Source organism: Pseudonocardia nematodicida, from assembly GCF_040105385.1.
In the GTDB taxonomy this organism is placed as follows: Bacteria; Actinomycetota; Actinomycetes; order Mycobacteriales; family Pseudonocardiaceae; genus Pseudonocardia; species Pseudonocardia nematodicida.
The window spans coordinates 79,879-101,126 of the sequence record NZ_JBEDNQ010000010.1 but is presented as its reverse complement, the minus strand read 5'-3'; the positions used below and the strand labels follow the sequence as shown (position 1 = coordinate 101,126).

The following is a 21,248-nucleotide window of genomic DNA, read 5'->3' as shown; positions in this document are numbered from 1 at the left end:
CGACGCGGCGGGGCGGGCCGGACGGGGGTTGCACGATGATCGACGAGCCGGGCGGCCACCGCGAGGTCGTGCTCACCCACCCCCGCTCGCCCACCGAGCGCGCGATCCTGCAGTCCTGGGCCGAGGAGCACCACCCCGGCGCGCGCGTGCTCCCGGTCTGGGCCGGCACGGAGGTCCCGTCCGCGCTCGGCGAGGTGCTCGCGACCGCCGACGACGGGGCCCGCGACACCGTGATCGTGCCCGCCCGGGTCACCTGGGTGACGCCGGAGAGCGACGAGCCCGGTGCCGTGCGCCGGCTGCGCGGCCTGGCCGTCACCGCGGCGATGCGGATGGCCTGGTCCCCGCTGCACCCGGCGATGGCCCACTACCGGCCGGACGCCGCGCGGGTCGTGGCCGGCGAGCAGGCCACCGTCGCCGACCTGGTGTCGCGCTTCGTCGCGCAGGCCGGCGGCGGCCCCGGCTCGACGGGGTTCGCGCGGTTCGTCGCCCGCCAGGCCGTGCTGGCCTGCGACCGGGCCGAGCGCAAGGTGCTGGGCGACCGGTACAAGGTGCCGCGCCGGATGGTCGAGCAGATCACCTCGTCGTCCCGGTTCGCCGCGCTCGTCGAGCGGCTCGCCGGTGAGACCGGGTCCCCGGCCGCGGAGATCTCCCGGCGGCTGCGCAGCTGCCTGCACGAGATGGCGGCCGTGCAGAGCCCTCCGGCGATCGACGTCTTCCGGGCGATGATGGGCCCGATGCACCAGAAGACCTGGGACGTCGTCGTCGACGAGTCCGGGCTGGAGCGGCTGCGCGAGCTCAACCGGCAGCACGCGCTGGTCTTCCTGCCCAGCCACCGGTCCTATGTGGACCCGCTGCTGTTCGCCGAGGTGCTGCACGACCGCGACTTCCCGCGCAACCACGTGCTCGGCGGCAACAACCTGTCGTTCTGGCCGATGGGCGCGCTCGGCCGCCGGGCCGGGGTGGTGTTCATCCGGCGCAGCTTCGGCTCCGACACCGTCTACAAGGCGGCCATCCAGGAGTACCTGGGACACCTGCTGGCCAAGCGGTTCAACCTGGAGTGGTACATCGAGGGCGGCCGCAGCCGGACCGGCAAGCTGAGACGGCCACGGGTCGGGCTGCTGCGCTACCTCGCCGGCGCGCTGGCCGAACGGCCCGGGCTCGACGCCGTCCTGGTCCCGGTCTCGATCGTCTACGACCAGCTGCACGAGGTGGGCGCGATGGCCGCCGAGCAGCGCGGCGGCGAGAAGCGCGCCGAGGGCCTGGGCTGGATGTACGGGTACTTCCGCGACCAGCGCCGGCACATCGGGACCGCCCGGGTCCGGTTCGCCGAGCCGATCCCGCTGCGCCGGGCCCTCGACGAGGCCGGGGACGGCCCGGCGCAGCTGGAGAAGGTCGCGTTCCGGGTGTGCGCCGGGATCAACCGGGTCACCCCGGCCACCGCGACGTCGCTGGTGACCTTCGCGCTGCTCTCGGCCCGCGACCGGGCCCTGACCCTGCAACAGGTCCGCGAGGTCGTCGCCCCGCTGGCCGACCATCTGGAGGCCCGCGAGGTGCCGGTGCCGGTCGCGGAGCTGCGCACCCGGCACGGCCTGCGGATGACCCTGGACCGGCTGGCCGAGGCGGGCGTCGTCACGATCTTCGACGGCGGCACCGAGCCGGTCTTCTCGATCAGCCCCGGGCGGCACCACGTCGCCGCGTTCTACCGCAACGGCGCGCTGCACCACCTGCTCCTGCGGGCGCTGCTGGAGCTGGCCCTGCTCCGGGTCGGCGACTCGGGAGAGGGCGAGGACCTGGTCGAGGTCGCCTGGCGCGAGCTGTCCCGGTTGCGCGACCTGCTCAAGTTCGAGTTCTTCTTCTCCACCCGGCGGGAGTTCCGCGACGAGATCCTGCGCGAGCTCGATCTCGTCGAGCCCCGCTGGCGGGAGCGGGCCACCTCGCCGGGCGACGTCCGGGCCGCGCTGCGCCGGGCGCCGTTGCTCGTCGCGCCGGGCGTGCTGCGGTCGTTCGTCGACGCCCAGCTCGTCGTCGCCGACCGGCTCGCCGCACTCGGCGAGGACCCGGTGCCGGCGGAGCAGGAGTTCCTGACGAGCTGCCTCGGCGTCGGGCGGCAGATGCTGCTGCAGCACCGGCTGGACCGGGCCGACTCGGTGTCCCGCGAGCTCTACGGAGGCGCGTTGCGGCTGGCCGAGAACCGCGGTCTGATCATGGAGTCGGACGGGCTCGGTGAGCGGCGCCGGGCCTGGCTCGGCGAGGTGACCGCGGTGATCGACGACCTGGGCCGGCTCGGTGACCTGCAGCGGGCCCGGCTGGAGGTCGTCCTCGGTACCGGGGAGGAGCCGGCGCCGGTACGAACGGATGTGGAGGGGGACAGTGATGTCGCGAGCTGAGGCGGCGCGGGCCGAGGCGCTCGATCCGCTCGCCGCGCGGCTCGAGGCCATCCGCGCGGCGCCGCCCGGGCCCGGGACGGTCGCCTACCTCGACTACGACGGCACCGTCATCGACGGCTACTCGGCCGGCGCGTTCTACCGGCGGCGGCTGCGCGAGCTCGACGTCGGCCCGGTCGAGATGCTGCGCACCGTCCTGGCCGGGCTGCGTGGCATCCGCACCGACGACGACTTCAAGGAGTTCCTCGCGATCACCCTCGCGACCTGGACCGGGCGCAGCGAGGCCGAGCTGGACGCGCTCGGCGCGCGGCTGTTCCGCGACGAGATCGCGGGCCGGCTGCACCCCGAGGTGTGGGCGCTGGTCGCCGCGCACCGCGAGCGGGGCCACCAGGTGGTGATGGCGTCGTCGGCGACCCGGTTCCAGGTGCGGCCGATGGCCGACGAGCTCGGCGCCGACCGGGCGCTGTGCACCGAGCTGGAGGCCGTCGACGGCGTGCTCACCGGCCGGGTCGTGGGCGTCTCGCTGTGGGGTGCGGGCAAGGCGGCCGCGGTGCGCGCCGACGCCGCGGCGCACGGCGTCGACCTCGCGGACTGCTTCGGCTACGCCAACGGCACCGAGGACGCCGAGTTCCTCGCCGCCGTCGGGAACCCGGTCGCGGTCTCGCCCACCGACTCGCTGCGCGCGGTCGCCGCCGAGCGGGGCTATCCGGTGCTGGACTGCGCACCGCGCGGCGGGCTGCTCCCGGGCGTCGGCGACCTGGCCCGGACCGCGGCGTTCGCGGGCGGCCTGGCCGGCGGCATCGCCGCCGCGGCCGGCGCCGGGCTGCTGCACGGCTCCCGGCGCAGGTTCGTCGACCTGGCCGCCGGGGTCGGCGCGGACGTCGCGTTCGGACTGTCCGGGATCGACGTCCAGGTGACCGGGGCCGAGTACCTGGTGTCCGCGCGGCCGTGCGTGTTCGTGTTCAACCACCAGTCCGCGTTCGACGTGCCGATCCTGATGAAGCTGGTGCGGGAGAGCTTCACCGGCGTGGCGAAGAAGGAGGTGGCGTCGATGCCGGTCTGGGGGCAGCTGTTCGGCATCGCCGACGTCGCCTTCGTCGACCGCGCGAATGGCGCCCGCGCCCGGGAGGCGCTCGAACCGGCGGTGGCCAAGCTGCGCGACGAGGGCATCTCGCTGGCCGTCGCCCCGGAGGGTACCCGGTCGCCGACCCCGCGGCTGGGCTCGTTCAAGAAGGGCGCCTTCCACATCGCCATGCAGGCCGGCGTCCCGGTGGTGCCGCTCGTCATCCACAACGCCGGGGAGATCATGTGGCGGGGCGCGCAGACGCTGCGCGGCGGCACGGTGCGGGTCACCGTGCTCCCACCCGTCGACACCGCGCGGTGGCGTCCGGAGACCGTGGGCGAGCACGCCGAGCAGGTCCGCCGGCTGTTCCTGGAGGCCCTCGCCGACGCGCCCGCCCCGGTGGCCGCCGATGGCCGTGACAACCGATGACGGCGCCCGCGCTCGCCTTCGGACCGGCCCGGGAGATGTCGCCGTTCGAGGTCATGATGTGGCGCGCCGAGGCGGCCGATCCGCGGCACCGGTCGCCGGTACTGGTGGTCGAGCTCCTCGACTCCACACCGGACTGGGACCGGCTCGTCGCGGCCGTGGACTGGGCGACGCGGATGGTGCCCCGGTTCCGGGAACGGGTCCGCGAGCCGCTCGGCGGGCTCGGCACCCCGTACTGGATCGGCGACCGCGCGTTCGACCTGCACTACCACCTGCGCCGGGTGCGGGTCCCCGGCGACGGCCCGGGGACCTGGACGCAGCTGGCGCCGATCGCCGAGCAGCTGGCGATGACCCCGTTCGACCGGGAGCGTCCGCCCTGGGAGGCGACGCTGGTCGAGGGCCTGCCCGGGGGCCGGGCGGCGCTGCTGCTCAAGCTGCACCATGTGCTCACCGACGGCATGGGCGTCGTGCAGCTGCTGTCCCAGCTGCACAGCCGCCGCCGCGAGCACGACGCGGACAAGCCGCAGCCGGCTGCGCCGTCGACCGAGGCGCCCGACCCGCTCGCCGAGATCGAGGGGCTGGTCCGGCGCGAGGCCGGTCTGCTGCCGACCGCCGCCCGGGCGGCGCGCGAGGTGCTGGCGGCGTGCACGCACCCGCGGTCCGCGGCCCGCGACACGGTCCGGTACGTGTCCTCGGCCGCCCGGGTGCTGGCGCCGCCGCCCGGCGGCGGGTCGGACCTGCTGCGCGGGCGCGGGCTGTCCTGGCGGTTCGTCGCCCTCGACGTCCGGGTCGGCGACCTGCGCGCGGCCGGGAAGGTGGTGGACGGCTCGTTCAACGACGTCTACCTGGCCGCCCTGCTCGGCGCGTTCCGGCTCTACCACGAGCGCAGCGGCCGGCCGGTCGACCCGGCGGCGACGCTGCGCACCTCGGTGCCGGTGTCCGTGCGACGCGCGGGTGACGCCGCGGGCGGCAACCGGTGGGCGCCGGCCCGGCTGGCCGCGCCGATGGGCGTGGCCGACCCGGCCGAGCGGGTCCGCGCGGTCGGCGCGCTGGTGCGTGCTGCGCGCGGCGAACCCGCGCTGGAGAGCACCGACGTCGTCGCCCCGCTGCTGGCGCGGCTGCCCGGCCCCGTGCTGTCCCTCGTCGCGGGCGGCGCGACGGCCGGGACCGAGCTGCAGGCGTCGACCGTGCCGGGGCTGCGGCACGACGCGTTCCTCTGCGGGGCGAGAATCGAGCGGGTCTACCCGTTCGCGCCGCTGCCCGGCTGCGCCGCGATGATCTCCGCGGTCAGCCACGGCGACACCTGCTGTGTCGGGGCGAACCTCGACACCGCGGCGGTCACCGACCGGGACCTGTTCGCCGACTGCCTGCGCGACGGGTTCGCCGAGGTGCTGGCCCTGCACCCGGGCGCCGCACCACCGGCGGTGCTGTCATGAGCGAGGTGCGGGCATGAGCGAGGTGCGGTCATGAGCGATCCCGGCTTCCACCGCGGCGGCTCCGGCCCTCCGTTGCTGCTGCTGCACGGCATGACGTCGAGTTGGCGGGCCTGGCGGCCGTTGCTGCCGATGCTCGAACAGCACCACGAGGTGTGGGCGGTGACCCTGCCCGGCCACTACGGCGGCCCGTCGCTGCCCGACGAGCCGTTCTCCATCGACGTCATGGTGGACGGGCTGATCGCCCGGCTCGACGCGCTGGGCGTGCCCGAGACCCCGCACGTCGCCGGGAACTCGCTCGGCGGCTGGGCGGCACTGGAGCTGGCCCGGCGTGGGCGGGCCGCGTCGGTGGTGGCGCTGTCCCCGGCCGGGGCGTGGGCGATGCCGTCGGACCTGTACCGGCTGCTGGCGACGTTCCGGGTGGGCGCGCTGCTGGCCGGGTGGGCGCCGGTGCGGGTGCTGGCGTCCTGCCGGCTGCTGCGCCGGGTCCTGCTGCGCACGGTGTCCGAGCACGCGGACCGCTACCACGGCGACGACGTCGACGTGCTGTTCGACGACCTCGTCGGCTGCACCGCGCTGGACCCGCTGCTGTCCGCGGCGAGCATGGACACGATGATCGAGCCGTTCGACGAGGCGCCGTGCCCGACCCGGATCGCCTGGTCCGGTGTGGACCGCACCATCCCCTACGGCCGCTACGCGCAGCCGATGATGGAGGCCGTACCGGGTGCGGAGCTGGTGGTGCTGCCCGGCGTCGGGCACGTCCCGATGGTGGACAACCCGGCCCTGGTGGCGTGGACGATCCTGCAGCACACCCGATACGAGGTGATCCGATGAGCTCGTCGCCGAGCGTGTTGTCCGACGCCCTGGACGGCTGGACGCCGGAGCCGGTGTCCACCGTGGACGCGGTGTCGCCGTGGGCGGTGGCGGGGTTCTCCGCGCTGCTCGACCTCGACCCGGTCGCCGGTGACGGCGACCCGCTGCCGCCGCTGTGGCACTGGTTCGCCTTCCTCGACACGCCGCCGTCGTCCGCGCTCGGCGACGACGGCCATCCCGCCCACGGCCGGTTCCTGCCACCCGTCCCGGACCGGCGCCGGATGTTCGCCGGCGGGCGGCTGTCCTGGTACGCGCCGTGGCACGTCGGGGAGCCGGTGGAACGGACCACCGCGGTCGACGCGGTGCGGATCCGCGAGGGCCGCACCGGAGAGATGGCGTTCGTGACGACGCGCGCGGAGTTCCGCCGGGCCGGATCCGGGGGTGAGCTGCTCGCCGTCGAGGAGCAGGACGTCGTCTACCGCTCGCAGCCGGCCGGGAGCGTCCGCGGGATCGCGGCGCCGGAGCCCGCGCCGCGTCCGGAGCACGAGTGGGGCCTCACCCTGCCGACCGGGCCGGTGCTGCTGTTCCGGATGTCGGCGCTCACCGCGAACGCCCACCGCATCCACTACGACGAGCCCTACGCCACCGGCGTCGAGGGCTACCCGGGGCTGGTCGTGCACGGCCCGCTGCTGGCCCTGCTCGGGCTGGAGGTGCTCCGGCGGCACCGCACGGACACGACGGTCGGCCGCTTCGAGTACCGGCTCACCGCGCCCGCGTTCGCCGGCCCGGACCTGTGGGCCGGCGCCTCCCGCTCCGGCGACGGTCTCGCCGTCGGCGCGGGCGCCGACGGCGCGCCCCCGTCCCTGACCGGCACCGTCACCCCCGCCCGCCACTGATCCACCGCGCCGCACGGGTTCCGTACGCGTCGCACAGGTCGTGGCTCGTGCGGCGGGGCCGGAACCTGTGCGGCGCGGGCTCGGGTCGGCCGGTCGCGGTCAGGCCGGCTCGTCGAACCGGGCCGGGCCGGAGAGATCGGCGGAGAGGTCGCTGCCGGCGGGCAGCTCACGGGGGTCCGCGCCGCGGCGGAACAGGACCGCGTCGCGGCCGTACAGGTGCACGCCCTCCTGCGGGCCGACCCGCAGCCAGGAGCCCTCCCGCAGGCCGAGCACCGGGACGTCGTTCTCCTCCAGGAACTCGCCGATCCGCTCGGCGCGGGTCTCGCCCATGTGCGTCGACCCGGGGGAGTGCTCCAGGTAGTGCGCGTTGATCTGGAACACCACCAGTCCGAGCGCGTCGAACCCGCCCGGCTCGACGATCGGCATGTCGTTGGTGGTCCGGATCGTCGGGCAGGCCAGGTTGGTGCCCGCGCTCGCGCCGCCGTAGCGAGCGCCGCCGCGGACCGCCGCGCGGATCGCGTCGAGCAGGCCGAGCCGGCGCGCGGCGCGCAGCAGCCGGAACGAGTTTCCGCCGCCGACGAACACCGCCTCGGCCGACGCGAGTGCCGCGGCCGGGTCCGCGAACGAGTGCACGCCGCGCAGTCGCAGCCCGGCTTCGGCGAACGCCTCCGCGGTCACGCCGGTGTAGGACTCGTGGTCGGCGAGCGCGTAGGGGACGAACAGGACCTCGCGGTCGTCGTAGAGCTCCCGCAGTGCGTCGCGGGCGTGGGCGAGGCGGGGCTCGCCGTGGTTCGTCGAGTTGGAGAGCAGCAGCAGGTCCACGCCCGCGACCCTGCCAGAACCCCGATGACCGGGCTGCCGTGTACAAGTTGCATCCAACGCGGATACAGTGTTGTCGCACCGACGCACATGACACTGGAGGGACACCATGGCCGCCGATCTGGCCGACCGCTATGACGTCGTCGTCGTCGGGGGTGGCAATGCCGCACTGTGTGCGGCGCACGCGGCCCGGGAGTCCGGCGCCTCGGTCGCGGTTCTGGAGAAGACCGCCCGGGACGAGGCCGGTGGCAACACCTACTTCACCGCCGGAGCGTTCCGGCTGGCACACGGCGGGCTGGATGACCTCCGGCCGTTGCTCGACGACTCCGACGACCCCCGTCTCGACGTCAGCGACATCCCGGCCTACCCGGCCGACGCGTTCGTCGCCGACATGGAGCGGGTGACCGCCGGCGCGAACGACGACGCGATGACCCGGGTGATGGCCGACGACAGCCGCGAGGTCGTCGGCTGGATGGCCGGCAAGGGGATCCGCTGGGAGCTGCTCTACCCGCGCCAGACCTACCGGGACGGCGAGCGCTGGGTGTTCTTCGGCAACCTCGCGCTGGGCATCGTCGACGGTGGCAAGGGGCTGGTCGCCCAGCACACCGAGGCGGCGCTCGCGGCCGGGATCGAGATCCACTACGGGGTGGCGGTGACCGACCTGCTGCGCGACGGCGACGCCGTCACCGAGGTCGAGGTCGTCGTCGACGGTGTGGTCCGCACCGTGCGGGCCGGCGCAGTGGTCCTCGCCGCGGGCGGGTTCGAGTCCGACCCGGAGATGCGCCGGAAGCACCTCGGCGACGGCTGGGAGCGGGCGATCGTGCGCGGCACGCCGTCCAACACCGGGGAGGTGTTGCGCGCGGCGCTCGCGCACGGAGCAGCCGCGCACGGCGACTGGTCGTCCTGCCACAGCGTGCAGTGGGACGCCGAGGCCCCGCCGAACGGCGGCGAGCGCGAGCTGACCAACAGCCTGACCCGGCAGAGCTACCCGGTCGGCATCGTGGTCAACGGCGCGGGGGAGCGGTTCCTCGACGAGGGTGCCGACTTCCGCAACTACACCTACGCCAAGTACGGGCGCGAGGTGCTCGCCCAGCCCGGCGGGCGCGCGGTGCAGATCTTCGACGCCACGACGCGGCCGTTGCTGCGGACCCTCGAGTACGACGTCGAGGGCGTCACCGAGGCCGTCGCGGACTCGCTGCCGGAGCTGGCGGAGCAGGTCGGCGTCGACCCCGAGGGTCTCGTCCGCACCGTCGAGGAGTTCAACGCGTCGATCGCCGAGGTCGGGTTCAACCCGGCGGTCAAGGACGGCCGCTCGGCGCGCAGCGGCTCGGTCGTGAAGTCGCACTGGGCGTCGCCGATCGCCGCGCCGCCGTTCTACGGCTACCCGGTGGCCTGCGGGATCACCTTCACCTTCGGCGGGATCCGGATCGACCCGCACAGCGCCGCGGTGCTCGACGAGGCCGGCGCGCGGATCCCGGGCCTGTTCGCGGCCGGCGAGATCGCCGGCGGCCTGTTCTCCGGCAACTACCCGGGTGGGTCGGGCCTGATCGCCGGCTCGGTGTTCGGGAGGCGGGCGGGGCGGTCCGCGGCGACCGGCTGAGTCGCCCCGGGGTGGCTGCGGCACTCGCAGCCTTTACAGCCACGGTCGGTGCGTGCAAGATGCATCCAGCTTGTATCCAATTCCCCGTCGCGATGCCGGGGACGACGAAGAGGTCGACCCACATGTCCCTGAGCCGCCGCTCGTTGCTCGGCGCGCTGGCCGTGGCCGTGCCCTCGTTCGCCCTGTCCGGGTGCGCCACCCCGGCCCCGGACCGGGCGGCGGACATCGGGATGCCCGGTGACCTGCTCCCCGAGCGGGTCCGGATGGTGATCCCGTACGCCGAAGGCGGCGGCACCGACGTCTGGGCCCGCTTCCTGGCGCCGCGGCTGACCGACGCGATGGAGGTCCCCTGCCGGATCCTCCCCGACAACCTCCCCGGCGGCGAGAGCATCATCGGCTCCAACCGCTACGCCCGGGAGAACGTCAGCGACGGCTCGTCGTTCCTGATCACGTCGGGGACGACGCACTACCAGTACATGCTCGGCCGTCCCGAGGTGGAGTTCGACTTCGCGGCGATGCGCCCGTTGCTGGTCAACGCCGGCGGCGGGGTGATCTACGGGTCGGCCGAGGCCGGTGTACGCGGGATCGACGACCTGTTCTCCGGGAACACCCGGCTGCGCTACGGGGGGATCAGCGCGACCGGTCTGGACCTCACCGCGCTGCTCGCGTTCGACGTGCTGAAGCTCGACGTCACCACGGTCTTCGGGCTCGAGGGCCGCGGGCCGGCCCGGCTGGCGGTCGAGCGCGGCGAGCTGAACATCGACTACCAGACCAGCTCGGCGTACAAGACGCAGATCGTGCCGCTGGCCGAGCAGGGCCGGGCCACCCCGCTGATGAGCTTCGGCCAGCTGGAGTCCGACGGCTCGGTGTCCACCGACCCGGCGCTGTCGGACCTCCCCACCGTGCGCGAGGTCTACCGCGACGCCTACGGGGAGGACCCGTCCGGCCCGGCGTGGGACGCCTACCGCGCGTTCCTCGGCGCGGGTGTCACCTACCAGAAGGGCATGTGGATCACGGCGGAGACGCCGGACTCGGTGGTCCAGCCGTTCTTCGACGCGACCCGGCGGCTGCAGCAGGACGAGGCGTTCCAGGAGGAGAGCGCGAAGGTCCTCGGCGGCTACCCGATCTACGCCGGCGACGAGGTGGACGAGGTCCGCTCGGTGCTGACGCTCTCCCCGGAGGTCCGCGCGTACGTCCTGGACCTGCTCGCCACCCGGCACCGCACCGTCATCCGGGGGGCCTGAGATGATCGACGCCGCACTGACCGCGCTGAGCGGGCTCGCCGAACCCTCGATGTTGCTGGCCCTGGCCACCGGCGTGCTCGCCGGCCTGGTGCTGGGCCTGATCCCCGGACTCGGCGGGACCGGCGCGATGGCCGTCCTGCTGCCCTTCGTCTTCCTGCTCGACACCGGCCAGGCGATCGCGCTGGTCATCGGAGCCGCCGCCGTCATCCACACCTCGGACACGATCAGCACGGTGCTGCTCGGGATCCCGGGATCGGCGTCGTCGAGCGTGCTGCTGCTCGACGGCCATGCGATGGCGAAACAGGGACAGGCGTCCCGGGCGCTGTCGGTCGCCTTCATCTCCTCGGCGATCGGTGGTCTGGTCGGCGCGATCGGGCTGACCCTGTCGGTCGCCGTCGCCGGACCGCTGGTGCTGCTGTTCGGCTCGCCCGAGCTGTTCATGATGACCGTGCTGGGCATCTCGCTGGCCTCGCTGCTGTCCCGAGGGAACGTGGCGAAGGGCCTGGTCGCGGCCTGCTTCGGGCTGCTGCTCGGCTCGATCGGGGTGGCCCCGACCTCGGCGGAGTACCGCTACACCTTCGGCTCGCTGTTCCTGGCCGAGGGGCTGGACATCGTGGCCGTCGCGCTCGGGGTGTTCGGCCTGGCCGAGATCCTCGCGCTGGTCGCGCGGCGCACCAGCGTCGCGCAGAAGATGGCGCTGGGCAGCGGCTGGGGGCAGGGCGTCCGGGACGTCATGACGCACTGGACGCACGTGCTGCGCGGGTCGCTGGTCGGGATCTGGGCGGGCATCCTGCCCGGTGTCGGCGCGACGGCCGGGTCCTGGCTGGCCTACGGGCAGGCTGTCGCGACATCGAAGGACAAGCGGCGCTTCGGCAAGGGCGACCCGCGGGGCGTCGCCGCGCCGGAGGGCGCCTCGAACTCGATCTCCGCCGGTGACCTCATCCCGACCCTGCTGTTCGGCATCCCGGGCAGCGCCGCCGCGGCGCTGCTGCTCGGCGCGTTGCTGGTGTTCGGGGTCGAGCCGGGGCCGTCGCTGCTGACCAACGACCTCGACGTCGTCTACACCATCGTCTGGTCGTTCGCGATCGCCGCGGTGCTCGGCGCCGCGCTGTGCTTCCTTCTGGCCTCACCGCTGGCGCGGCTGAGCTTCGTCCGGTTCCCGGTGCTCGCCGCCGGCCTGATCGTCCTCATGTTCACCAGCGCGTTCCAGGCCGCCCAGGAGTTCGGCGTCCTGCAGATCATGCTGCTGCTCGGGGTGGTCGGCTGGCTGATGAAGGTCTGCGACTACCCGCGGGCCCCGTTCCTGATCGGGTTCGTGCTGAGTATCCCGCTGGAGCGGTACTACTTCCTCACCACCAGCCTCTACGCCCCGGCCGAGTGGATGACCCGCCCGGCGGTGCTGGTCATGGCCGCGCTGCTGGCGGCGCCGCTGGCCGTGCGCCTGGTGAAGAAGGTGGTGGCGGCCCGCCGGACGCCTGTGTCCGGAACCGACGCCGGCGCCGGTGTGCCGACCGGCGGGACCGGAGACGCCGGGACCGGCGACGAGCGCGAGGGGACCGAGCGGACCGGGGGAGTGTCCACGCTGACCACCGGGGACGGATCCCCGGCGGGCCCGGACGGCACCGGTGGCGCGGACGGTCCGGACGGTGCGACGCCGGGTCCGGCGCAGGCCGAGCCGTCGCCGTTCACCGGCACCCGGTGGCCACTGGGGACCGCGGTGTTCTTCGCGGTGGTGTTCGCGTTCGGGCTGCTGACCAGTACCGGGTTCAGCGAGTCGGGCCGGCTCATGCCGCAGCTGGCCGGGGGCGCGGGGCTCGCGCTCGCCCTCCTCGTCGTGATCACGGAGTGGCGACGCCTGCGCGGGGCCGCCCCGGCCGGCGACGCCTGGAAGGGCGAGGTCCGCGCGATCGCGTCCGCGTTCGTCTGGCTGTGTGCCTACCTGCTGCTGACCTGGGTGCTCGGCACGGTGCTGGCCGCGCTGCTGTTCGTGCCGGTCTTCCTGCACGTCGTCGCGCGGATGCGCCCGGTCGGCATCGCGATCTACACGGTCGCGGTGGTGGGCTTCATCCTCACGATCAAGTTCGCCGCGGACATGGCGGTGCCGCTGGGATGGTTCACGCCGGGGTTCCTGCTGTAGGCGCTCCGCGCCTGTGAGTACTTTTCGTGGTCCCGGCCACCAAAAGTACTCACAGGCGGCGTCAGCCGCCCCCGAGCTTGGTGAACCGGATCCCGCGGGCGTTGCGCATGTGCCGCTTGCCCGCCTCCTCGGCCGCGTCCGGGTCGCCCGCGGCGATCGCCTCGATGATCTCGGCGTGCTCGGCACAGCCGGTGGCGTCGCGACCGGGGAAGGAGAACGTCGTCGGGGCGAGCCGGCGGACCGCCTGCTCGGCCTGGCCGAGGAAGCGCTCCAGGTAGAAGTTGCCGGCCGCCTCACGGATCAACCGGTGGAAGGTGATGTTGTGGCGGGACAGCGCCGCCGAGTCCCCGCTGCCGATCAGGGCCTCCATCTGTGCCTGGACCTCGCGCAGCGCCACGACCAGGCCGGGCTCGTTGCGCAGGGTGGCCAGCCGGGCGGCGAGGCCCTCCAGGTTCTCCCGGACCACGTAGAGGGCCAGCACGTCCTCGACCGACATCGGCGAGACGACCGTGCCGTGGTGCGCGGTCTTCTGCGCCAGGCCCTCGTCGGCGAGCCGGCGCAGCGCCTCGCGCACCGGGGTCCGGGACACCTCGAGGGTCGCGGCGATCTCGTCCTCGCGCAGCCAGGTCGACGGGGCGAGCACACCGTCCAGGATCGCCTCGCGCAGCGCGTCGGTCACGGCCTCGGAGGTCCGGCCCCGGGTCGGCCTGCCGGAGAGGTACCCCCGGATCGACGGCATGTGGTTCTCGTCGACGCTCACGCTCTGCCCCTCCTCCTGGCCGGTCCCTGTCCGCTGCCCGCGTATCCGGCTCGGATACTGCCCGTTCGACTCTACTGACGGTGCGGGCGAACAGGACGCACCTCACGCTCCCGGGTGTTGCGTACGCGTTGGATACAACTAGCATGCAATGTGAATCCGACAGTCGGGGCACGGGCCCGCGACGCGAGACGCGGGAGGTGGCCGTGCAGATCCCGGCGGTACTGATGCGGGGCGGCACAAGCAAGTGCTGGGTGTTCGACGAGCGCGACCTCGACCGGTGCGGCCTCGACCGGGACACCGCGCTGCTGCGCGTGTACGGCAGCCCCGACCCGCGCCAGATCGACGGGGTCGGCGGCGCGACCTCGACCACGAGCAAGGCCGCCGTCGTCGCACCCTCGGGGCGGGACGGGATCGACGTCGACTACACCTTCGCCCAGATCGGCATCGCCGAGGGGAAGGTCGACTGGAGCAACAACTGCGGCAACTGCTCGTCGGTGGTCGGGCTGCACGCCGTCCAGCAGGGCTGGGTCGCGCCGCGCGGTGAGGTCACCCGGGTGGTCGTCTACAACACGAACACCGGCAAGACGATCCTGCAGGACGTCCCGACCCCGGACCGGCGGCCCACCAACGCGGGCGACGCGATGATCATCGGCGTGCCGTTCCCCGGGCCGCGCATCGAGCTCGGGTTCGTCGACCCGTCCGGCGCGGTGACCGGGCGGCTGCTGCCGACCGGCCGGCCGCAGGAGAAGCTGACCGGGCGGCGCGGCACCGTGCGCGCCACCCTCGTCGACGCGGCGAACCCGATGGCGCTGCTGTGGGGCCCGGACATCGGCCTGAGCGGCACCGAGGACCCGGCGGCGGTCGACGCGGACGCCGAGCTGCTCGCCGACCTCGCCGAGTACCGCGCGCAGGCGTCCGAGCTGATGGGCATCGCCCCGGAGGCCGCGAGCGCCGACACCGTCTCCCGGGCGATCCCGAAGCTCGCCTGGATCGCCCCCGCGCCGGATCCGGCGGTGGCCGACGCCGCCGTCCGGATGCTGTCGATGGGGCGGACCCACCCCGCGCTGGCGATCACCGGGCTGGTGGCCGTGACCGGTGCCTGTTCGGTGCCGGGCAGTGTGGCACCACCTGGGACCGACGTGTCCGCGGGCCTGCGCATCCTCTCCCCGTCCGGTGTGATCGGGGTCCGCTCGGAGACGAACCCGGACGGCTCGCTGTCCGCGGTCTTCGTCGAGCGCACCGCCCGCCGGATCGCCACCGCCGAACTGGAGGCCTCATGACCGCCGCGACCACGCGCACGCTGACCCTCGGGGTGATCCGCGGCGACGGCATCGGTCCGGAGCTGGTGGACGCCGCGCTGCAGGTGCTCGGTGCGGCCCTGGCCGGTGTCGCCGAGCTCGACGTCCGCGAGGAGGAGGGTGGCGCACGCGCCTACGAGCGGAACGGCACGGCGCTGCAGGACGACGCGCTGGCCCGGATCCGCGGTGAGTACGACGCCACGCTGAAGGGCCCGGTCGGCCTGCCCGGCGTGCGCCGGCCCGACGGCACCGAGGCCGGCCTGCTCGGCGGCGTGCTGCGCGGCGGGCTCGACGCCTACGCCAACGTCCGTCCGATCCGGACGGTCCCCGGTGTGCGGCACGCCCTGCACCCGGACACCGGCCGGATCGACCACGTGATCGTCCGGGAGAACACCGAGGGCCTCTACCTCTCGCGCGGGCTCGGCGTGCGCAACGACCGGGCGGCCGCCGATCAGATGATGATGACCCGGCACGGGGTGGAGCGGATCGCCCGCTTCGCGTTCCGGCTGGCCGAGCAGCGCTCCGGCGCCCCGGCCGACGGTGTCCGCCGGGTGACCTGCGTCGACAAGAGCAACGTGCTGCGCAGCTACGCCTTCTTCCGCGACATCGTCTCCGAGGTCGCCGCCGAGCATCCCGGCGTCGAGCTCGACTTCCGCTACGCCGACGCCGCCGGGCACGACCTCGTCGCGGACCCCGGGCACTTCGACGTGGTCGTGACCGAGAACTTCCTCGGCGACCTGCTCAGTGACGTCGCCGCGGCGACCGTCGGCGGGCTCGGGATGTGCCCGTCGGGCAACATCGGCGACCACGCCGCCTACTTCGAGCCGATCCACGGCTCCGCGCCGACGATCGCCGGCCTCGACCGCGCGAACCCGGTCTCGCAGATCCTCGCGGCGGCGATGCTGCTGGACCACGTGGGTCTGCGGGAGCACGGCGACCGGATCCGTGCCGCGGTGGACGCGGCGTTCGCCGGTGGTGGCGTGGTGCTCGACGAGCGCGGGTCGCCGACGGTGGGGACCGCGGGCACCGCCCGGATCGTCGCCGGTCTGCTCAGCGGGTAGCGAGCGGCCTCACTCCGGCGTCCCGGCCCCCGTCGTTCCGCCGGGGGCGCCCGTCACCGACGCCAGCAGCTCGACGATCGTCGTCTCGGTCCGCCCGGCGTCGACGCCGAGCCCGGACAGCACGCCGTCGCCGTCCTCCTGCTCCAGCAGGGCCAGCAGTACGTGCTCGGTGCCGATGAAGTTGTGCCCCAGGCGTAGTGCCTGGCGGAAGGTGAGCTCGAGGGCCTTCTTCGCCCCGGCGTCGAACGGGACGAGGGCGGGGACGGACTCCGCCGGCTCCGGCAGCGCGGCGGTCGCGGCCGCGCGCAGCGCGTCGGGGTCCACCCCCTGCCGGGTGAGCAGCGCGTGGCCGATGGACTCGGGCTCGGCGAGCAGGCCGAGCGTCAGGTGTGCCGGGGTGATGGTGTCGTTGCCCGCGGCCCGGGCCTCGTTCTGGCTCGCGATCACGACGTTGCGGGCGCGCGGGGTGAAGCGCTCGAAGCCCTGCTGCATGTCGACGGAGCCGTCGGCCTTGGTGACGAACCGCTTCTGCGCGGCCTGTTTGGACACGCCCATGCTCCGGCCGATGTCGGTCCACGACGCGCCGGAGCGCCGGGCCCGGTCGACGAAGTGGCCGATCAGGTGGTCCGCGACGTCGTCGAGGTGGTCCCCGGCCAGCACGGCGTCGGAGAGCTGGTCGTGCGGGTCGTCGTGGACCGTCGTGATCGCGGCGATGAGGTCGTCGAGCCGGACGGTGGTGGTGAGGTGCAGCGGAGGTGTCATATCGTCAACAGTAGGTTGACGATGGGGCGTCGTCAACCCTGGGTTGACTGCGCGTCACGCTAGACCGGGCGAACCGGGCGTCGCTACCGTCCGCTGTCTCCGGTTCACTCGGACGCGTGAAGGACGGCAGATGACGCGACGCACGGTCACGCTCGTCGGGGTGCTCGCCGGGGTCATCGTCCTGACCGGCTGCGCCCGGACGTCGATCGAGGGTCTGCAGGTGCGCTCCGGTCCGGGGACCGGGCACGGCGTCGTCGGGACGATCCCGGAGGTCGGGACGCCCGTGCGCGTCGAGTGCTGGCAGCGCGGCGAGGCGATCTTCGGGGACACGGTCTGGTACCGGATCGCGTCGCCGGAGCAGGGATGGGTCACCAACTACTACGTGCGCACCACGGGGGACTTCGGGAACCGGTCCCGCTGCTGACGGGGTCCCGGTGTTCACTCGTGCTCGGGCAGCAGGGGCACCTCGAGGCCCTGGTCGCGCCCGATCTGGGTGGCCCGCGCGACCGACGCCGCGCCGAACCGGCGCCGCACCGCGTCCAGGGCGGAGTCGAGCGCGGGACCGGCCTGCCTGTCGAGGGGTAGCTCCAGCTGCAGCGCGTCGTCGCGGTCGAGGTTGGTCAGCGACAGCCCGAGCAGCGTGATCCCGCGCTCCCGGATCTCCGGTGTCGCGGCGACCAGCAGCCGCCGGGCGGCGGCCAGGATCGTCGGGGTGTGCGCGGTCGCCACCGGCAGCGTGTGCGAGCGGGTCACCCGGGCGTAGTCGCCGAAGCGCAGGCGCAGCACGACGGTCCGGCAGGTCCGTCCGCCGCCGGTCCCGGTGCCGCCGTCGCGGTCGCCGCCCTTCGGGGCGCGCAGCCGGCGGGCCAGCCGGTCGACGGTCCCGGCGAGGATCGCGTCCAGCTCCTCGGGGTCGCGCGGGCGCCGGCCCAGCGCGCGCTGCGACCCGATCGAGCGCCGGGTGCGGTGGGTGTCCACCCGGCGGGTGTCGCGGCCGTGTGCCAGCGCGTGCAGGTGCCGTCCCGCGGCCGGTCCGAGGAAGGACACCAGTGCGGCCTCGCCCAGTCCGGCGACGTCGGCGACGGTCCGCACGCCGAGCCCGTGCAGGGTCGCGGCGGTGACCGCGCCGACGCCCCACAGCCGCTCGACCGGCAGCGGGTGCAGGAACTCCAGCTCGCGGTCCGGCTCGACGACGAGCAGCCCGTCCGGCTTCCCGACCCCGCTGGCGACCTTGGCCAGGAACTTCGTCCGCGCCACCCCGACGGTGATCGGCAGGCCGGCCTCGGCGAGCACCCGCGCGCGCAGTCGCGCGGCGATCTCCCGCGGGGTGCCGGCGATCCGGGCCAGTCCGCCGACCTCGAGGAACGCCTCGTCGATCGACAGTCCCTCCACCTCGGGCGTCGTGTCCCGGAAGATCGCGAACACCGCGGCGCCGGCCTCGGAGTAGGCCGCCATCCGGGGCGGGACGACGACCGCGGCCGGGCAGAGCGCGCGGGCCTGGCGGCCGTTCATCGCCGTCCGCACGCCGTAGGCCTTGGCCTCGTAGCTGGCCGCGAGCACGACCCCGCCGCCGACGACGACCGGGCGTCCGCGCAGGCGCGCGTCGTCACGCTGCTCGACCGACGCGTAGAACGAGTCCAGGTCGGCATGCAGGATGGTGGCCAGGCCGCGCACGAACACATGTTCGCACATCCGGGCCCCGCCAGGGCGGGATTCAGCCGCCGGTGCGGCTCCGCCAGCGCAACCGGGCACGTCGTGCGGCCTTCGCGACGGCCTTGTCCGGGTGGTGCTCGCCGAGCTCGGCGAGGACGTCGCCGAGGTGCGGGTTGTCGAGCCGCCACAGCTCGTCGAACACGTCGACGGTCTCCGGCGGGAACTCGCGGGCGAACAACTCCGGCCACCGCTCGGACTCGATCGTGTCGATGGTGACGGCGAGGACGTCGACCGAGGCGTGTTGCAACAGTTCGGGTTCGAACTCGTCGGCGTCGGCGAGCCCGCGGCCGACGAGCCTGCGGGCGACCTGGCCGCGGTGCGGGCCGTCGAGGTGGGCGCGCAGCAGGTCGTCCACGATCCCCGCGCCGAACCGCTCGGCGGCGACGCTGGTCGAGGTGAGCACGACGACGAGCGGCCGGCCCGGATCGAGGGCCTCGGCCACGAACGCGGCGACCGCGCGCTGCTCGTCGGGCTGCGCGGCGAGCCAGGCGTCGATGTCGCGCCGCCACTCGTCGGGCGGGACCTCGCCGGCGAGTCCGACGATCTCGGCGGCGGACGCGACCGCGGGGTCCGGACGGGTGGGGAAGGCCAGGTTCTCCGCGGCCAGGACCAGCAGCGCGCAGGCGATGCCACCGGGGGTGAGCGTGACCCGGCCGCCGACACGGCGCTCCACGCGGAAGTACATCTCGATCCGCCAGTCGTCCCACCGGACGAGACCCAGCCGCTCCAGGCGTTCGAGGAGCTTCCCGGTGTAGAGCGACGCGACGTCGAGCTCGGTGTACCCCTCGTTCCACCCGAGGACCAGGTCGAGCAGCGCGGCGAGGTCGTCGAACGCCATCCCGTCCGCGGGGTGACGGAGCAGGGCCAGGAACGCCGGCGTCGCATCCTCGGCGGGATCGGGCAGCTCGGCCTCGTCCGCGTCGTCGTCGAGGTCGTCGTCCTCGCCGGTCATCTCCGCGAGCTGCGCGCTGAGGATCTCGAGAGCCTGCTCCTCGGCGTCGCCACCCGGTGTCTCACCGCCCCCGAACAGCTCCTCGAGGTCGAGGTCGTCGTCCACCTCGGCGGCCCGCCCGTGGTGCAGCACGGTGAGGATCCCGTGGTCACGGGCGGCCAGCACCAGGTCCTCGTGGGCGGTGGTGTCGTCGAGCCCGGCGAACCGCTCGACCGCGACGAGCCGCCCGTCCTCGCGCCGTACCGCGCCGGCCCGCACCGCCGTCTCCAGGATCAGGGTCAGCATCGGCAGCTGGTCGGAGCGGGCGAGCGTGCCGTGCTTGTCCGGCTCCTCTCCGGTGCCGAGCAGCTCGACGAGGTGCCGCGCGTCGGCCAGCCGCAGATTCCCGGTCGCGGTGAGCTTGCGCCCCTTGTCCCCGCACCATCCGGCCAGTGCGCGGGCGTCGCGCAGGATCGGGGCGGCCGCCGCGGATCCGGCCCGTTCGGCCGGCCCGGGGATCCGGACCGGGTCCGGCGGGCTGTCGAACTCCTCCAGCGCGGGGTGCGCGGGACGGGCCTCCAGCTCGTCGTAGGTGTCGGCGTAGCGGGTGCACACCCGCCGGACCTGCGACGGCCGCGCGCTGTCGGCGGCGATCAGCCCGTGCTCGTCGAGGTACTCCATGAACACCGCGACGGTCAGCGGGACCAGCCGCGCCGGGATCCGGTGCTCGGTCATCACCCGGGGACACCACGCGGCCAGGAACTCCTCGACCCGCTCCGTACGCCAGGTGGCGAGGTCGCCCCCGGCCTCGAGCCACTGGTACTGCAGCAGCAACTCGGCCGACACCGGCTCGGCGACCAGCTGGTTCTCGTCGAGCCAGTCGGCGAATCCCTCCACCAGCGTCGCCGCGCACTCGTGGAACGCGTCGTCCTCGTCCACACCGAACCGCATCCGCATGCGCCAGAGTGTGCCCGGTCGCGGGCGGCAGTGGTCGGATCGGCGTGTCCGGAGCCGGGTCGGCGCCGACCGGGCAGGATGGGCCGGGTCATGACCACCCTGTTCGCGCTGCTGATCGCCGTCCTGGCGATGGTCGGCAACACCGTGGCGGCCCTGTGGGAGGCCCGGGGGAGCCGGCTCGCGAAGTTCGGGCGACCGGTCTGGGCGCAGCCGTGGTTCCTGGCCGGGCTGTTCGCCGACGTCGTCGCCTGGGTGCTGACCGTCATCGCGCTGCGCTACCTGCCGGTGTTCGCGGTGCAGTCGATCCTGGCCGGCGCGATCGCGCTGACCACGCTCGCCGACCACGGCTGGAGCCCGTGGAACCTGATCCTGCGTGACCGCGCCGCGGTGCTGGCCGTACTGGCCGGGCTGGTGCTGGTCGCGGCCAGTGCCGCGCCGGAACGCCCGTCGGCGATGCCCGAGGCGGCGACCCCGGCCCTGCTGATCTCGTTCGTGGTGCTGCTGGTGCTGACCCCGCTGGTCTGGCGGGCCGGCCGGCCGATGCTGCTGGCGTTCCTGGCCGGGCTCGGGTTCGGCGGGACCGCGCTGGCGGTGCGCGCGATCCATCCGGGCCCGATCCGCTGGGAGACCGTCGGCGACCTGCTGCTCGACCCGCTGGTGTACGGCGTCGTGGTGATGGGGGTGCTCGGCGTGGCCGCCTTCGCCAAGGCGCTGCAGGACGGCGCGGTGGGCACGGCGACGGCGGTGCTGTCGGTGACCGAGGTGGTCGTGCCCGGCGTCGTCGGGATCGCGCTGCTGGGCGACCGGATCCGGCCCGGGTGGGAGCTCGGCGCGGGCCTGGGCGTGGCCGTCGCGCTGGCCGGGGTGATCGTGCTGACCCGCCCGGCACCCGAGGAACGCCGCCGTCGGGTGCACTAGCGTGCCTGTGAGTACTTTTGGGTGCCCTGACCC

At 74.2% G+C, this 21,248-nt stretch carries 17 protein-coding genes; 12 read left to right on the top strand and 5 right to left on the bottom strand.

Going from position 1 to position 21,248, the window contains the following annotated elements:
- The first annotated feature begins 35 nt into the window (after positions 1-35).
- Genes WIS52_RS22695 through WIS52_RS22675 form a run of 5 tightly spaced genes read left to right on the top strand, consistent with a single transcriptional unit; the run spans position 36 to position 7,015 of the window.
- Positions 36-2,387, top strand: coding sequence for a glycerol-3-phosphate 1-O-acyltransferase (locus WIS52_RS22695; RefSeq protein WP_349300360.1), 2,352 nt, complete (start codon positions 36-38; stop codon positions 2,385-2,387).
- Positions 2,374-3,876: an HAD-IB family hydrolase gene (locus WIS52_RS22690; RefSeq protein WP_349300359.1), complete on the top strand. Its 1,503-nt coding sequence runs from the start codon at positions 2,374-2,376 to the stop codon at positions 3,874-3,876. Before WIS52_RS22695 ends, WIS52_RS22690 begins: the two co-directional genes overlap by 14 nt.
- A complete protein-coding gene (locus WIS52_RS22685; RefSeq protein WP_349300358.1) occupies positions 3,873-5,309 on the top strand; it encodes a wax ester/triacylglycerol synthase domain-containing protein in 1,437 nt (478 codons plus the stop codon). The genes WIS52_RS22690 and WIS52_RS22685 overlap by 4 nt, the downstream gene beginning before the upstream one ends.
- Before the next feature lie 30 nt (positions 5,310-5,339).
- Positions 5,340-6,140, top strand: a complete 801-nt coding sequence (locus WIS52_RS22680) for an alpha/beta fold hydrolase (RefSeq protein ID WP_349300357.1) — start codon at positions 5,340-5,342, stop codon at positions 6,138-6,140.
- Positions 6,137-7,015 (top strand): HTD2 family dehydratase, encoded by an 879-nt coding sequence (locus tag WIS52_RS22675; RefSeq protein ID WP_349300356.1) that lies wholly within the window; start codon positions 6,137-6,139, stop codon positions 7,013-7,015. Before WIS52_RS22680 ends, WIS52_RS22675 begins: the two co-directional genes overlap by 4 nt.
- Before the next feature lie 99 nt (positions 7,016-7,114).
- Here WIS52_RS22675 and pepE read toward each other — a convergent pair whose 3' ends face one another.
- Positions 7,115-7,837, bottom strand: coding sequence for a dipeptidase PepE (gene pepE / locus WIS52_RS22670; protein WP_349300355.1), 723 nt, complete (start codon positions 7,835-7,837; stop codon positions 7,115-7,117).
- Positions 7,838-7,943: 106 nt separating this feature from the next.
- Here pepE and tcuA point away from each other — a divergent pair, with 106 nt between their 5' ends.
- The 3 genes from tcuA to WIS52_RS22655 all read left to right on the top strand — a co-directional run bounded on the left by tcuA (position 7,944) and on the right by WIS52_RS22655 (position 12,815).
- Positions 7,944-9,434, top strand: a complete 1,491-nt coding sequence (tcuA, locus tag WIS52_RS22665; protein ID WP_349300354.1) for an FAD-dependent tricarballylate dehydrogenase TcuA — start codon at positions 7,944-7,946, stop codon at positions 9,432-9,434.
- A 122-nt stretch (positions 9,435-9,556) separates the two neighbouring features.
- The gene (locus WIS52_RS22660; protein ID WP_349300353.1) at positions 9,557-10,678 is read left to right on the top strand and encodes a hypothetical protein; all 1,122 of its coding nucleotides are present in this window, start codon (positions 9,557-9,559) and stop codon (positions 10,676-10,678) included.
- Between the two features lies 1 nt (position 10,679).
- Positions 10,680-12,815, top strand: coding sequence for a tripartite tricarboxylate transporter permease (locus WIS52_RS22655; RefSeq protein WP_349300352.1), 2,136 nt, complete (start codon positions 10,680-10,682; stop codon positions 12,813-12,815).
- Positions 12,816-12,876: 61 nt separating this feature from the next.
- Here WIS52_RS22655 and WIS52_RS22650 read toward each other — a convergent pair whose 3' ends face one another.
- Positions 12,877-13,575 (bottom strand): GntR family transcriptional regulator, encoded by a 699-nt coding sequence (locus WIS52_RS22650; RefSeq protein WP_349300351.1) that lies wholly within the window; start codon positions 13,573-13,575, stop codon positions 12,877-12,879.
- 203 nt (positions 13,576-13,778) lie between these two features.
- On the opposite strand from WIS52_RS22650, the gene WIS52_RS22645 reads away from it, so the two are divergent.
- A complete protein-coding gene (locus WIS52_RS22645; RefSeq protein ID WP_349300350.1) occupies positions 13,779-14,855 on the top strand; it encodes a PrpF domain-containing protein in 1,077 nt (358 codons plus the stop codon).
- A complete protein-coding gene (locus tag WIS52_RS22640) occupies positions 14,852-15,934 on the top strand; it encodes an isocitrate/isopropylmalate dehydrogenase family protein (protein ID WP_349300349.1) in 1,083 nt (360 codons plus the stop codon). The genes WIS52_RS22645 and WIS52_RS22640 overlap by 4 nt, the downstream gene beginning before the upstream one ends.
- 9 nt (positions 15,935-15,943) lie before the next feature.
- Here WIS52_RS22640 and WIS52_RS22635 read toward each other — a convergent pair whose 3' ends face one another.
- A complete protein-coding gene (locus WIS52_RS22635; RefSeq protein WP_349300348.1) occupies positions 15,944-16,696 on the bottom strand; it encodes a Clp protease N-terminal domain-containing protein in 753 nt (250 codons plus the stop codon).
- Between the two features lie 130 nt (positions 16,697-16,826).
- Here WIS52_RS22635 and WIS52_RS22630 point away from each other — a divergent pair, with 130 nt between their 5' ends.
- On the top strand, positions 16,827-17,120 hold the full coding sequence (locus WIS52_RS22630) for an SH3 domain-containing protein (RefSeq protein ID WP_349300347.1): 294 nt from the start codon (positions 16,827-16,829) through the stop codon (positions 17,118-17,120).
- A 14-nt stretch (positions 17,121-17,134) separates the two neighbouring features.
- Here the strand turns inward: WIS52_RS22630 and dinB are convergent, their stop codons facing one another.
- Both dinB and WIS52_RS22620 read right to left on the bottom strand, forming a co-directional pair.
- Positions 17,135-18,376, bottom strand: a complete 1,242-nt coding sequence (gene dinB / locus WIS52_RS22625; protein ID WP_379610471.1) for a DNA polymerase IV — start codon at positions 18,374-18,376, stop codon at positions 17,135-17,137.
- 34 nt (positions 18,377-18,410) lie between these two features.
- A complete protein-coding gene (locus tag WIS52_RS22620; RefSeq protein WP_349300345.1) occupies positions 18,411-20,297 on the bottom strand; it encodes a hypothetical protein in 1,887 nt (628 codons plus the stop codon).
- Positions 20,298-20,387: 90 nt separating this feature from the next.
- Between WIS52_RS22620 and WIS52_RS22615 the strand changes: the two genes are divergently transcribed.
- Positions 20,388-21,215 carry a hypothetical protein gene (locus tag WIS52_RS22615; protein WP_349300344.1) on the top strand — a complete coding sequence of 276 codons (828 nt, stop codon included), beginning with the start codon at positions 20,388-20,390 and terminating at the stop codon, positions 21,213-21,215.
- Positions 21,216-21,248: the final 33 nt, after the last annotated feature.